The following is a 14,145-nucleotide window of genomic DNA, read 5'->3' as shown; positions in this document are numbered from 1 at the left end:
CGCGGTCCGTTTTCAAACTTTTTGTCCGATATCGATCACTTTTTGAAATTATACATTATGTAAATACTTGATTATAAGTATTTAAACTTTGGTATGGCTATTGCAAATAACTATGCTATACAAGGTACTATAATGGATACAGAAATTACACAGGAAGTTACTTCGCAAAGAAGAAAAAAAACAATTGCAATTGCATTAGCAGCTATAGCTATGCTTATTGCTTTGATATGGATTATCAGAGCAACGTTAAAATCATCTATAAAAAGATCGGAGATTACAACCGCGATAGTTGAAACAGGCAATATTGAAAATACATTAAATGCCACCGGCGAGGTCTTACCGGAGTTTGAAGAGATCCTGACCAGCCCGATAAACGCATCTATAAAGAATGTGATTATGGATGCCGGTAACAAGGTAAAGGCGGGCCAGTCAATCCTCACGCTCGATAAATCTGCTACTCAAACAGATTTCGAGAAGCTGAAATTTCAACTTGAATCAAAACAGAATGAAGTGAAAAAACTGAAGCTTGATCTAAGCAAAAGTTTCTATGACATCCAATCGAACAATGATATCAAAAAATTACGTATTGATAACCTGGCCGATGCTGTTGAAAATGCCAAACGCTTATTTAAGGCCGGTGGCGGTACCCGCGAAGGTATTGAGCAAGCCGAGTTGAATTTAAAAGTTGCCCAACTGGAAAAGAAGCAACTTGAAAACGAGGTGAAAAATAAGCAGCAAACCATGCAGATAGAAATAAAGGAGGCCGAAATTGCAGCCGATATTTTAAGCAGCGATTTAAATGCCTTGCAGCGCAAGCTGAACCTGGCAAATATTGTGGCAACCCGGGCAGGCGTAGTAACCTATGTAAACAGGAATATTGGCGCAAATATAAAGGAAGGCGAATCGCTGGCCCGGATTGCCGATTTGGGAAGTTTTAAAGTACAGGGCAGTATTTCAGATAATTCAATGGATCAATTGCATGCCGGGCTGCCCGTTATTGTTTTGATAAATGAAGTACAACTGCGCGGGCACGTGGTTAATGTATCCCCATCAATTCAAAATAGCATTATCTCTTTTGATATTCAGCTGGACGAGCGTAATAATAAACAGCTTCGCCCCAATATGAAGGTGGATGTTTACCTGGTAACCGCCACGCATAACCACATTATGCGTGTAGCAAACGGCCCTGCTTTCAAAGGGCCTGAATTGCAGGACATTTTTGTAGTAAACAACGGCAAAGCCGAAAGACGTACTGTGCACATCGGCCTTACAAATTTTGATTTTGTGGAGATCAAAGACGGCGTAAAACCGGGTGATATGGTGATCAATTCGGATATGAGCGAGTATAAAAATTCAAAAGAGGTCACTATTAATTGAGGGTAGAGATTAGAGGCTAGTTAATCAGAGATTAGTTAAGCGCAAAAAATTATATCATCCTCGAATCTTAAAAATCTTAGTTCAGAAATAATGAGAATTCTATATACAATATTACTTTTAACCATCAGCTTCAAGGCGTTTTGCAGCAGTGGGGTTGATTCAACCCTGCTAACTTTAAAGGACGTGGTGGCAATGGCGAAAGATAATTCTATTGCGGCAAAGCAGGCCGTTACCACACGTGAAACCAAGTATTGGCAATGGCGTACCTTTAAGTCAAATTATCAGCCTCAGCTATCATTAAACGGCAATTTGCCCGGTTACAGCAAAACAAGCACCCCGGTTGTACAGCCGGATGGCACTATCCTGTTCCAGCCAATTCACTATGATAATTCATCGCTGACCTTAAACTTCAGCCAGAGCATTACAGCAACCGGTGCTACCATTTATGGCCAAACCCAATTACAGCGGTTTGATGATTTCGATAGGAATAGCATTTTGTATAATGGTGTTCCGTATGCAATAGGCTTTAGTCAGCCACTGGGCCAGTTTAACAGCTTAAAATGGGATAAAAAGATCCAACCTTTGTTATATAACGAAAGCAGGCAGGCTTATATTGAAGCGCAGGAGCAGATCTCTATAACAGTAACCGGCTACTTTTTTGATCTGCTGCTTGCACAGGTAAATTTAGAGACCGCAGAAGCTAACCTTACAAATACCCAAAAGATCCTGAAGATAGCCAACTTAAAATTCAACCTGGGTAAAGTATCAAAAAACGAGATCCTGCAATTACAGCTGGAGCAGCTAAATGCAAAAAAATCTGTGGGTACCGCAAAGCGCGATATGGAAATAGCTACGCTTAACCTGCGCAGTTACATAGGGCAGGAGAGCGCTCAAAAAATTGTATTGCAGGTGCCTGAAACAATAAGCCAGATGACCGTGACAGCCGACAAAGTTTTGGCCGAAGCGTTTTCAAACCGGTCAGACGCTATAGCGTTTATACGACGTATTGCCGAAGCAAGGCGTGACGTTGCCTTAGCTCATGGGCAAACAGGTTTAACGGCAACTTTAACTGCAAATATTGGTACCTCAAACTCTGCCAAAAATATTCCCGGTGTTTATAAGTCGCCGCAGAATCAGCAATTGATCGAGTTGCAATTTTCTATCCCTGTGCTGGATTGGGGCCGGTCAAAAGCAAAAATAAAAACAGCAGAAGCAAACCAAAAATTCACCGAATATTCGGTTGAGCAGGATAAGCAAACGTTTAAGCAACAAATTGTAACGCAGGTTTCTTTATTTAATGTGATGAGAGATCAATTGGCCCTCACAGCTGAAGCGGATAGCATAGCATCAGAAAAATATAAAATAGCAAGGGAAAGGTATGTTTTGGGTGACCTTAGTATAACCGATCTCAGCATCGCTTTCCAGGAAAACGACCAGGCCAAACGGGATTATGTACAATCACTCCGTGATTTTTGGAGCGCCTATTACCAATTGCGCTACTTATCACTCTACGATTTTGAAAAAAACGAAAAAATAACCTATAAATGAGGTGAAGAGTAAAAGGCGAAAGCTAATCTTTGAAGCATTCGACTAATAAAAAAATCAACAATATAACTATACTTCAATCAAACAATAAAAAAGCACAAATTCAATAATTAAACAAATGATATCTCTACAAAACATCGAAAAAGTATATCGCACCAATACAGTAGAAACATTGGCGCTAAACAGCATTAGCCTGGATATAGCCAAGGGCGAGTTCCTATCCATTATGGGGCCGTCAGGCTGCGGAAAAAGCACCCTGCTTAATATTATAGGGCTGCTTGATCTGCCATCAAAAGGGGCTATTAAAATAGCTGATCAAAAAACAGATCACCTGTCAGACAAACAGCTGGCGCATTTCCGCAACCAGAAGCTGGGCTTTATTTTCCAAAGCTATCATTTGATAAATGATCTGCAGGTACTGGATAACGTGGAATTACCGCTGCTATACCGTTCTTCTGTATCTGCAAAGGAAAGAAAGCGGCTTGCTACCGAAGCGCTGGAAAAGGTCGGACTTGCCAATCGCGTAAAACATTTCCCAAACCAATTATCAGGCGGACAAAAACAGCGTGTAGCTATAGCGAGGGCAATAGTTGGTCGCCCGGAAATTATTTTGGCAGATGAGCCAACTGGGAACCTTGACAGCGCCATGGGCAACGAAATTATGGACATCCTGATGCAGCTTAATCAAAAAGATGGTACCACCATAGTGATGGTTACGCACGATGAAAATATGGCGCACAAAACCCATCGCCTGGTTCGCTTATTTGATGGCTCGCAGGTTCAGTAATTATCGGCTTTAAAAATTAAAACCATGTTTAAAAATTATTTTAAAATAGCCATAGCGGTATTACGCAGGAGAAAGTTCTTCACTTTTATCAGCTTGTTCGGCATCAGCTTCACGCTTACCATATTGCTGGTATTAACCGCATTTATTGATAAGGTTGTCGGCGATAATTATCCCGATAAAAAACGCGACCGTTCATTATATGTATCACGGATCTCCCAGGTAGGCAAAGACGCTACATCTTCAGGGCCGCCGTCGTTTTATTTTTTAACACATTACGCCGGGAGTTTAAAAACACCTGTTAAAATAGCCATTTCTTCAGGCTTTAGCGGGACGAATACTTATGTTAACAATAAGAAAATAGAAGTGAATTATAAGTACACCAATGCTGAATATTGGGATGTGCTTGAATATGATTTTTTAGAAGGAAAGGCGTTTAACAAGCAACAAGTAACAAATGCTGACAAGGTGGCCGTTATATCTGAGGATATGAAAAAGGAATATTTCGGTGATGTTCCGAATGTAGTAGGCAAGAACATTGAAGCCGATAATGTAAAATACCGGGTTATTGGTGTAATAAAAAGCGTGCCTGTTACCAGTTATATGTTATACAGTGATATTTATCTTCCCTATACGGTAGCCAAGGATGGGGGATATAAAAGCAATAAAGGATATCAGGGTGATTATTTTGGTATTCTACTTGCTAATTCAAAAGACGATGTAGACAAAATGCATGATGAGTATGAGCAAATGATACAAAGGCTGCCTGTGGAAGACAAAAAGACGTTCGACCATATTTTTAGCCATGCTGATACTTATATCAGGTCGTATGTTGATAATGGGGACGAAAAGCATTCCGGAACTTTTATTGTAATTACCGCCATCAGCATATTCGCGTTCATATTAATGTTATTGCCTACCTTAAACCTGGTGAATATTAATATCACCCGTATTATGGAACGCTCGTCTGAGATAGGTGTGCGGAAAGCTTTTGGCGCCTCGTCAAGAACATTGGTTTACCAGTTTATAGTCGAAAATATTATCCTTACTTTATTGGGCGGAATAATAGGGATGGTGCTGTCATTCATAGCTTTGCAGGTGCTGAACAGTGCAAACCTTATTCCAAACCTGGAGCTGTCTATCAATTTTACGGTATTGTTTATTGGTTTGCTGGTATGTTTGGTTTTTGGTTTGCTGTCGGGAGTTTATCCCGCCTGGCGAATGTCAAAACTAAATGTGGTGACTGCTTTAAAAGGTCAATAATTAATTATCAAATCATTTAAATCAAAATATTATGTTCAAGCATTTATTTAAACTGATCTGGAATAAAAAGAAACAAAACTTTTTATTAATGTCCGAGATGCTGGTCTCGTTCCTGATCATATTCGCAGTGTTTTCACTGATAGTGTTTTATTACGACAATTATAAAAAGCCTATGGGATTTGAATATCAAAACCTTTGGATGGTTAATTACAATAATACCATCAGTACAAAAAATACCGACTCGCTTAATATGTTTTACGAAAACTTACGGCAAAACATAAAAACAATGCCCCAGGTAAAAGAAGTGAGCTTTTGCAGCGATAACGTTCCCTTTTCGAATAATCGGTGGAGTGGAGACGTTCATTATAAAAAGTTAAACCCCAATGCTGACTATTACAACGCAGACGATAATTACAAGCATGCTTTCAATCTGAAATTATCTGAAGGCCGATGGTTTAGTAAAGAGGATGCAGCTGCAAAATACAAGTCGGTTGTAATTAATGAAGAATTGAAGGAGAAATTGTTTGGCAAGGACGAAGCAATAGGTAAGCTGGTTGGCCAGGACGAAAAGAAATTCAATATGAAGGTAATTGGTGTAGTACAGGGTGTTAAAGCAAAAGGCGATTATTTCCCTGCAAAGGAGGCTATTTATATAAGAACAGATACAGGTTCGTATCGTGGGTTGGGTAAGATGATGATCCAGGTTACACCCAATGCTGACGCTGCGTTTGAGGGTCATTTGTATAAGACCCTGGCCAATTATATGAAAAACTCCAATGTGGAGATTGAGCATATGGTAAATAAAAGGAAAAGCACCAATCTTTTTAGCCTGGTGCCTATGATTGTAACGCTGATAGTTGCCTGCTTTTTGGTTATAAACGTGGCGCTGGGGCTGTTCGGAGTTATGTGGTATAATATTAATAAACGGAGGGGCGAGATCGGGCTGAGGCGTGCCGTAGGTGCAACCGGGCAGTCTGTATCATCACAACTGGTTTCCGAATCTATGATCCTGGCAACATTATCATTAATCGTCGGGTCTTTTTTTGCAGTTCAGTTCCCACTGCTAAATGTGTTTGATCTGCAGGCAAGTGTTTATTTGGTTGCTATGGCATTATCAATCGTATTTATCTATTTGCTGGTGCTGGTTTGTTCACTATACCCAGGTAAGCAAGCTGCTGCAATTTATCCGGCGGTGGCGTTGCATGAGGAGTAGTCTGAACCGGGATTAAGGGGATTTTGTTGGATGTAAAAAGAGCCGGGATTAAGTGATTAAAGGATTTTATCAAATGGAATTGCAGGTGTAAAAGAAAACTATCGGCTGTATCCATTAGCCAAAATCTGAAAAATCTCATAATCTGTTTAATCCCGGTTCAGAATATTGAACTACCCAAACATCCGGCAAAATCCTTTAATCACTTAATCCCGGTTATTCTTATACTTGTATGTAAATATGATATTAGTAATTGATGATGATATCGCGGTAAGAACTTCACTGCTCCTGTTGTTAAAAGACGAGGGGTATGATGCAGCGGACTGTGCTGAGCCGGCTGCGGCTATAAAAAGTATAAAGAAGAACGAGCCGGAACTGATCATCCTTGATCTTAATTTCTCGAACGATACTTCGGGTAAGGAGGGGATGCAGCTTTTGGGTCAAATAAAGCAGTTAAATGCATCCATCCCCATTATATTGATAACGGGCTGGGCAAGTATTGAGCTGGCTGTACAAGGCATGAAGCTGGGCGCAAATGATTTTATCAATAAGCCATGGAGCAATGATCATTTGCTGCAATCGGTTAAAACACTGCTTGACCTGAAAGAAAAAAAGACAGAGCACCACACCCGAAAGGAACTTGATAAAACCTATAACTTTCAGCACATAATTGGGGAAGATCCTAAAATGCTGAATATTTTAGAAACCATTGGCAGGGTAGCCGGCACTGATGCGTCTATATTGATAATGGGGGAAAGTGGTACAGGTAAAGAGCTCATCGCCGAGGCTATCCATCAAAATAGCTTACGTAAAAATAAGCCGTTTATAAAGGTTAACCTGGGCGGCATCTCCACCTCGTTATTTGAAAGCGAAATGTTCGGCCATATGCGCGGCGCCTTTACCGATGCCCGTTTTGACCGTACCGGCAGGTTTGAAATGGCAAACAAAGGGACTATATTTTTGGATGAAATAGGCGACCTTGACGCCGGCAGCCAGGTTAAGCTGTTACGCGTTTTACAGGATAGAACCTATGAAGTGCTGGGCAGCAGCCGCTCCAAAACTGTAGATGTGAGGGTAGTTTGCGCTACCAATAAGAACCTGAACGAAATGGTAAGCAGAACCACCTTTCGGGAAGACTTGTTATATAGGATAAACTTAATTACCATTTATCTGCCCGCTTTGCGCGATAGGTCAAAAGACATTCCATTGCTGGTTAATTACTTTATTGATAATTTAAAGGAAATTTATGGCCGTCCATCACTATCGGTAGCCGCCAATGCAATGAAATGGTTACAGCAATTACCTTTACCCGGCAACATAAGGCAGTTGAAGAATATAGTGGAACGAACTATTTTAGTGAGTAAAAACGATGAGTTGGATATTGACGATTTTCGTTCGCAACTGGAGCTTTCACCTGTTAAAAAGGGAGATATCCGGTTACCGGGTATTGGCACATTAACGCTGGAAGAAGTAGAGGTAGAGATGATAAAACGGGCAATGGAGTATCATAAAAATAAAATTGCAAAAGCAGCTGTATCTTTGGGCCTTACCCGCAGCGCATTGTATCGCCGCCTGGATAAATATCAAATCCCTTACGATGAAGCTGAGGACTAAGTATATTTTATTTGTTGTTATAATACACCTGGTAGCGCTTACGCTTACTTATTTTATTTTTAATGACAACAAAGTCTGGTTCATTGTATCTGAGGTATTTGTAATTATTTCAATAGTTGTAGCAATACAATTATACAGACAGCTTATCCAGCCCTTAAAAACCTTGATGCAGGGTGTGGATGCAATAAAGGACCGTGATTTTAATGTGAAATTCCTCTCAACCGGCAAGCATGAGATAGATCAGTTAACAGATGTTTATAATCAGATGATGGATGAACTAAGAACAGAGCGTACCCGGCAGGAACAACAGCATTTCTTTTTAGAAAAACTCATTTTTACATCGCCGACCGGGATAGTTATTTTAGACTTTGACGATAAGGTACAGCAGATCAATCCAAAAGCATTGCAAATTATAGGGTCAACGGCAAACCAGGTGCTCAATTATCCTATTGATAAACTCGCTCATCCATTATTTGAACAGATAAAGCTTTTAAGATCGGGCGAAACGGTTATGGTTAAAGCTGTCGGGATAAATACCTATAAGCTTCAAAAATCGCATTTTATTGACCGTGGTTTTTCCCGGCATTTTATTATGATCGAGGATCTGACCGCTGAAATTGTTGCAGCAGAAAAGAATGTTTATGGCAAAGTGATCAGGATGATGGCCCATGAGGTTAATAATACGATTGGTCCGGTTAACTCCATCATGCAATCTGCTTTGAAAACCGACCAGCTTTGGGAAAGTCACCAGTTTAATACGCTTAAAGACGCTTTGCAGGTAGCTGTAGACCGCAACCAAAACCTTAATTTCTTTATGCGCAATTTTGCTGAGCTGGTAAAGCTTCCTGCTGCAAATAAACAACCTGTTGATCTGCACCAGTTGGTTAACGCTGTTACTAAGCTAATGGGTATTAAAGCCATAGAGAAAGAGATTGAATTTAAATTTCAACTAACAGAGGGGCCTTTCAATATTATGGCCGATGAGCAGCAAATGGAGCAGGTATTAATTAACATTGTTAAAAATGCTATTGAGGCGATTGATTTTAATGGCGAAATAGTTTTTACTACAACGGAGGATAGAAGGAGCCTTGTTATAGCTGATACAGGTTCGGGCATCAGCGCCGGGCAAACTGCAAATCTTTTTTCTCCATTTTTCAGTACAAAAAAAGATGGGCAGGGGATAGGCCTTACCCTGGTAAGGGAGATCCTGGTTAATCATGGTTTTGAGTTCTCATTAAAAACAGTAACTCCTAAGAAAACGGAGTTTACCATATTGTTCACTTAATATTTTATTTATCCCCAAATTTTTATAATTGGTAATTAGTTATCTATATTTAATAGAATATTTAACCTTAAATCTTTTGATGAATTATGGAAACTAAACCAATTACTAAGTACGTAGCCGAATTAGTCGGTACATTTTGCCTTGTTTTGTTTGGATGCGGTGCGGCTGTTATTGCCGGCGCCAATGCTGAAGGAATTGCCCCTTCAGGTATTGGTTTACTGGGTATCTCATTGGCTTTTGGGGTTAGCGTTGTTGTTATGGCTTATACAATCGGGCCTATTTCCGGTTGTCATATTAATCCAGCCATTTCAATTTCAATGCTGGCTGCGGGCAAATTAAGCTTTAAAGACTGTATTGGCTATGTAATTTCGCAATGTATCGGGGCCGTTTGCGCATCCGGGATTTTGTATTTATTGTTATCAGGTAAACCAGGCTTTTCCATGGGTGAATATGCGCTTGGTGCAAACGGCTGGGGCGAAACTTACCTTGGTAAGTACTCAACCCAATCAGCTTTCATAGCCGAAACGGTATTTACGTTCCTGTTCCTTATTGTAATTTACGGAACCACATCAAAACGTGCAAACCCTGCAATGGCCGGCCTTGCAATAGGTTTATCGCTTACCTTAATCCACCTTGTTGTTATTCCTATAACAGGTACATCTGTAAACCCTGCCCGTAGCTTAGGCCCTGCATTGTTTGCCGGTGGTAAAGCGCTTAGCCAGCTTTGGCTGTTTATTGTTGCTCCAATACTTGGCGGCCTTTTAGCAGCCGGTTTTTGGAAAGGGATTTTGGAAACAAAAGATGCAGCGTAATATAAATTATTGAATTTTAATTAGATATACTATAATACATCCCCTTGTCATTGCGAGGTACGAAGCAATCGCGAACTTTACAGAGCAGTATAACAATGTGCTACCTGCAAAGCGTAAATGCATGGTTTGCGATTGCCACGCTTCGCTCGCAATGACAATTTTTCCAACTTCTATACTAATAAACATTCCGGATGTACAGGCAACCAATCTGCCTGGCCGCGCGTACTGTGATTATAGGTAATTAACCCAATCACTCAAAGCACATCCTTAAGCAGTTGAAGCAAATTTTATCAGGTATTTCAGCTATTTTAAATAGCAGGGAAAAGATAAAGCTATATAAGCTAATTGTCTTCGACCTTGTTATTGGTATGCTTGATATTGCCTTTTTGGCGATGTTGCTGTTTGTATTAAACCTTTATACAAAAAACGCAGCGCCGGCTAAAATTTTATTCCTGCCACAGGCACTATTAAACCCCGGTTCATTATTGCTTATCGGCATCTTTTTTATTCTTTTCAGCATCAAAAACTGGTTTGGTTTTACCGGGCTAAAATCGCAGCACCATTTTTTTTATAATGTAGCATCAAGGCTGTCAAAAAGAAATTTGTTAAATTTTTTATCGGATGATTACAGCCGCTTTGTAACAATTGATTCTTCAGTGCTGGTGAGGCGTATTAGCCAGCAACCGATTGAGTTTAGTCATTATATCCTTACCAATTTTCAGCAGATCGTATCTCAAATTATTTTGATCTTTTTTACTATTTGCGCAATCCTGTTTTATCATCCTTCGCTCTTTTTATTGCTGTTTGTGCTTTTGCTGCCGCCGGTAGTTTTGCTGGGCTGGTATATCCGTAAAAAACTAAAAGATGTACGCAGCCAGGTAAAAATAACCAGCGAGAAAACACTGCAACACTTGCATGAAGCGCTTGCCGGCTATGTTGAAAGTAATATCTACCACAAAGAAGGCTTTTTTACAGACCGCTATTCCGGGTACCAGGATCAACTGAATGAAAATATAGCCACCCAGCAAACTTTACAAAGCCTGCCATCGCGCCTGGTAGAGATCTTTGCTGTGCTGGGTTTTTTAATATTGGTGGTTATCAATAAATTATCTGCTGATGCACCTGCTATAAACATGCTGACCATTGGCGTTTTTATGGCTGCCGCTTATAAGATCATCCCCGGTATTGTGAAAATATTGAACTGTACCGGGCAGATAAAAACTTACCAGTTTACTTTAACTGATCTTTTGCCGGATAACACCAAAACATCACCAGCAAAAGATGAAAAACCATCTCAACCCATCAGATCAATAAGTTATCAAAACATCTGCTTTAAATATAAACAGCATCTGGTTTTAAACGACCTGAGTTTTGAAGTAATACCGGGAGATCTTGTTGGTATTTCGGGAAATTCAGGTAAAGGGAAAACAACTATTATTAACCTGATGCTTGGTTTTTTAACGCCTGATTCCGGCAACATCAGCATAAATGAAAAAATATGCGATGCTGATGAACTGGCGCTTTATCGTAACCGAATCTCCTACGTTAAGCAACAGCCATTTTTTATTAATGATACTATCCTTAAAAATATTACACTTTCTGAATATGACCATTACCCCAACAAGCGAAGGGAAGCGATTGCCTTAAGCGGAGTTGATAAGCTATTGGATAAATATCCTGAGGGGTTTGAAAAGGTCATTAATGAGAACGGGAAGAATATCAGCGGAGGCCAGCGGCAACGAATCATGCTGGCAAGGGCCTTATACCATGATTTTGACCTGCTGATCCTTGACGAGCCATTCAGCGAAATGGACGGTGTTTCGGAAAACGAGATCCTTAAACAATTACAAGTACTTGCCGGGCAGGGTAAAATGATCCTGTTCATTACACATAATAAAGGCAGCCTGAGTTATTGTAATAAAATAATAGCGATAGATGAAGCATAAGCGGCAAACTCTGGTGATTCTCAGCCCCGGCTTTCCTAAAGATAAGGCCGATACCACTTGCTTGCCTCCCCAGCAGATCTTTGTAAAAGCATTAAAAGAGGTTTGTCCGGGCCTTAATATTGTTGTTTTAACTTTTCAATACCCGTTTTTCGCAGCCGAATATGAATGGCACGGTGTTAGGGTAATTGCTATTGGCGGGAAAGATAAAGGCCGGATCTTTCGCCTTATTACATGGCAAAAAGCGTGGCTGATCCTAAAAAAGCTGCATAAAGAATATCAAATAATAGGCTTACTAAGCTTTTGGTTTGGCGAATGTGCATTTGTAGGCAGCAGGTTTGCAAAAAAACATGGTTTAACTCACTATAGCTGGCTGCTGGGCCAGGATGCCAGGAAATATAACAAGTATTTTAAATGGATAAAGCCTAAGGGAGATGAGCTGATTGCGTTATCAGATTTTGTTGTAAGGGAAGTAAAGAAAAATTATGGAATAACGCCAGCCCAGGTAATTCCAGTGGGAATTGATCCTTCTCAGTTTAGTACAGCAACTCATAGAAGAGATCTTGATATTTTGGGTGCAGGGGCATTAATTCCGTTAAAACAGTATGACGTTTTTATTGAGTCGGTAAGTTATTTAAAAGAATTTTACCCGCATATTAAAGCTGTTATTTGTGGTAAGGGTCCGGATCTGGATTGGTTAAGATCATTAGCGCGGTCAAAAAACTTAGATAATAACCTTACATTCAAAGGCGAGCTGCCCCATAAAGAAGTATTAAAGTTAATGCAGCGGTCAAAAATATTTTTACACCCCTCAAACTATGAGGGATTTGGCGCTGTACTATCCGAGGCTTTATATGCTGGTGCCCAGGTGGTTTCGTTTTGCAAGCCGATGGATAAAAATTACCGCCATCATCATGTTGTAAATAGCGCGGAAGAAATGAACGCCAAACTGCTTTCTATCCTTAAAAATAAAAAGACAGATCATGAGCCGGTTTTAATGTGTACTATTCAAGAGATTGCCAAGAATATGGTTAGCTTGTTTGTGGATTGATTGTTCCCGGATTCTTTATAAAACTAATTCGCCCCTATGTCATTGCGAGGTACGAAGCAATCGCATGTTATACAGAGCGAACAGAAAGGTGTAGAACTTGTATTGGCGGTTGTGCATGGCATGCGGTTGCCACGCTTCGCTCGCAATGACATGTTTTAATTAATTTAACCCCTCAGCAATCTCAGCAATCTGCTTCGCAATAGCCGAAAATGACAATTTCTCCCTAAAATAGCTTAAACATAATTCCCGTTTTTCCTCTAAATCTAATTTACCAATTTGATTCAATACATTCAATAAAGCAGCTTCATTTCCTGCCTCATACAACAGCCCGCATTTACCATCATCAGTGATCATCCTGAATGAGAAGATATCAGTTACAACAGGCACACAACCGCATGACATGGCCTCGCAAACAGCTGTGCCACTGCCCTCATAATGTGAGCCTGAGATCAAAAAATCTGCACTGTTAAACCAATACAATAAATCATCGTGGGGTACCTTTCCGATCAAAATAATTGCATGTCCTGCAGGGGAATTTTTAAGCAGGGCGTTGAGATCTCCAAGCAATTCATCGGTATGATAGATCATGTATAAACGTGCGGCAGGATTGTTTTTTGCATATTTCAAAAACGCCCTTACCACATTTAGCGGGTCTTTATTGTCATTTAGCCGGCCTACCCATAAAAAAACTGCATTGCCTGATGCGTTGGTTTTATGCTTTGCCAATGCTTTATCAACAGGATAGAAATTGGAAGAAACCTCCATTACCTCGTGAATTTTTTTGGCCGATGAGATGTTGCCCTTTTTAACCCAATCCAATCCCATGTCCATCGAGGCGAACAAATAAGCATCAACAAAACGGTCGGCTAATTTTTGTGCATATTTTTTGATGCCGGGCAGGGGCTTTTCGGCGTGATGGTGGACAATGATCTTTGTGTTTTTATTTAAGATAGAATGGAGGAGGATCAACTGAATTGGGTTATGTAATCCTTGTACGATCACCATATCAGGATTTAAGCCCTTTATAAACCTGTTTAGCCGGAACGGGAAATGCGTTTTTTCCCGGTTTAAGTTTATAAATTGGTATTCAACGCCATTGTGCGAGGCCACTCCTTCATAATTGATCTGCTTTACGCTGATTACCTTATTCTCCTTAGCCAGCCATTCAAAGATCTCAGCGTAGCCCGCTGTTCTTTTAAACCAGCTTTCGGGCGTGTTAAAGTCAGGGGAGTAACTATAGCTTATGGATACATACAGCATA

The 14,145-nt window shown here is 40.2% G+C and carries 11 protein-coding genes; 10 read left to right on the top strand and 1 reads right to left on the bottom strand.

Translation table 11 applies throughout. The annotated features are described in order from the left end of the window. The first annotated feature begins 93 nt into the window (after window positions 1–93). The 10 genes from BUE31_RS25025 (at window position 94) to BUE31_RS24980 (ending at window position 12,884) form a co-directional block, all read left to right on the top strand. Window positions 94–1,377, top strand: a complete 1,284-nt coding sequence (locus BUE31_RS25025; protein WP_234997904.1) for an efflux RND transporter periplasmic adaptor subunit — start codon at window positions 94–96, stop codon at window positions 1,375–1,377. A gap of 90 nt (window positions 1,378–1,467) precedes the next feature. After that, the gene (locus tag BUE31_RS25020) at window positions 1,468–2,925 is read left to right on the top strand and encodes a TolC family protein (RefSeq protein ID WP_073406602.1); all 1,458 of its coding nucleotides are present in this window, start codon (window positions 1,468–1,470) and stop codon (window positions 2,923–2,925) included. A 115-nt stretch (window positions 2,926–3,040) separates the two neighbouring features. Continuing rightward, the gene (locus BUE31_RS25015) at window positions 3,041–3,709 is read left to right on the top strand and encodes an ABC transporter ATP-binding protein (protein WP_073406601.1); all 669 of its coding nucleotides are present in this window, start codon (window positions 3,041–3,043) and stop codon (window positions 3,707–3,709) included. 24 nt (window positions 3,710–3,733) lie between these two features. Then, window positions 3,734–4,969: an ABC transporter permease gene (locus BUE31_RS25010; protein ID WP_073406600.1), complete on the top strand. Its 1,236-nt coding sequence runs from the start codon at window positions 3,734–3,736 to the stop codon at window positions 4,967–4,969. Between the two features lie 31 nt (window positions 4,970–5,000). Further along, a complete protein-coding gene (locus tag BUE31_RS25005) occupies window positions 5,001–6,182 on the top strand; it encodes an ABC transporter permease (RefSeq protein ID WP_073406599.1) in 1,182 nt (393 codons plus the stop codon). A gap of 237 nt (window positions 6,183–6,419) precedes the next feature. Then, the gene (locus BUE31_RS25000) at window positions 6,420–7,793 is read left to right on the top strand and encodes a sigma-54-dependent transcriptional regulator (protein WP_073406773.1); all 1,374 of its coding nucleotides are present in this window, start codon (window positions 6,420–6,422) and stop codon (window positions 7,791–7,793) included. Next, window positions 7,777–9,078 carry a sensor histidine kinase gene (locus BUE31_RS24995; protein ID WP_073406598.1) on the top strand — a complete coding sequence of 434 codons (1,302 nt, stop codon included), beginning with the start codon at window positions 7,777–7,779 and terminating at the stop codon, window positions 9,076–9,078. Before BUE31_RS25000 ends, BUE31_RS24995 begins: the two co-directional genes overlap by 17 nt. 86 nt (window positions 9,079–9,164) lie before the next feature. Next, complete coding sequence (aqpZ, locus tag BUE31_RS24990; RefSeq protein ID WP_073406597.1) at window positions 9,165–9,890, top strand: aquaporin Z; 726 nt, start codon at window positions 9,165–9,167, stop codon at window positions 9,888–9,890. Between the two features lie 275 nt (window positions 9,891–10,165). Further along, window positions 10,166–11,836 carry an ATP-binding cassette domain-containing protein gene (locus tag BUE31_RS24985; RefSeq protein WP_073406596.1) on the top strand — a complete coding sequence of 557 codons (1,671 nt, stop codon included), beginning with the start codon at window positions 10,166–10,168 and terminating at the stop codon, window positions 11,834–11,836. After that, window positions 11,826–12,884, top strand: coding sequence for a glycosyltransferase family 4 protein (locus BUE31_RS24980; RefSeq protein ID WP_073406595.1), 1,059 nt, complete (start codon window positions 11,826–11,828; stop codon window positions 12,882–12,884). Before BUE31_RS24985 ends, BUE31_RS24980 begins: the two co-directional genes overlap by 11 nt. 159 nt (window positions 12,885–13,043) lie before the next feature. Here the strand turns inward: BUE31_RS24980 and BUE31_RS24975 are convergent, their stop codons facing one another. Next, on the bottom strand, window positions 13,044–14,144 hold the full coding sequence (locus BUE31_RS24975) for a glycosyltransferase family 4 protein (protein WP_073406594.1): 1,101 nt from the start codon (window positions 14,142–14,144) through the stop codon (window positions 13,044–13,046). Window position 14,145 lies beyond the last annotated feature (1 nt).

The sequence above is a fragment of the Mucilaginibacter sp. OK098 genome (assembly GCF_900142915.1).
GTDB lineage: Bacteria > Bacteroidota > Bacteroidia > Sphingobacteriales > Sphingobacteriaceae > Mucilaginibacter.
This window is presented reverse-complemented; position numbering and strand designations above follow the sequence as displayed.

Excerpts from the sequence above, each read along its gene's own strand:
- BUE31_RS24995 (WP_073406598.1), top strand. The coding sequence starts at position 7,777 with ATGAAGCTGAGGACTAAGTATATTTTATTTGTTGTTATAATACACCTG.
- BUE31_RS24980 (WP_073406595.1), top strand. The coding sequence starts at position 11,826 with ATGAAGCATAAGCGGCAAACTCTGGTGATTCTCAGCCCCGGCTTTCCT.
- BUE31_RS24975 (WP_073406594.1), bottom strand. The coding sequence starts at position 14,144 with ATGCTGTATGTATCCATAAGCTATAGTTACTCCCCTGACTTTAACACG.
- BUE31_RS25015 (WP_073406601.1), top strand. The coding sequence starts at position 3,041 with ATGATATCTCTACAAAACATCGAAAAAGTATATCGCACCAATACAGTA.
- BUE31_RS25010 (WP_073406600.1), top strand. The coding sequence starts at position 3,734 with ATGTTTAAAAATTATTTTAAAATAGCCATAGCGGTATTACGCAGGAGA.
- BUE31_RS25000 (WP_073406773.1), top strand. The coding sequence starts at position 6,420 with ATGATATTAGTAATTGATGATGATATCGCGGTAAGAACTTCACTGCTC.
- aqpZ (WP_073406597.1), top strand. The coding sequence starts at position 9,165 with ATGGAAACTAAACCAATTACTAAGTACGTAGCCGAATTAGTCGGTACA.
- BUE31_RS25005 (WP_073406599.1), top strand. The coding sequence starts at position 5,001 with ATGTTCAAGCATTTATTTAAACTGATCTGGAATAAAAAGAAACAAAAC.
- BUE31_RS25020 (WP_073406602.1), top strand. The coding sequence starts at position 1,468 with ATGAGAATTCTATATACAATATTACTTTTAACCATCAGCTTCAAGGCG.
- BUE31_RS25025 (WP_234997904.1), top strand. The coding sequence starts at position 94 with ATGGCTATTGCAAATAACTATGCTATACAAGGTACTATAATGGATACA.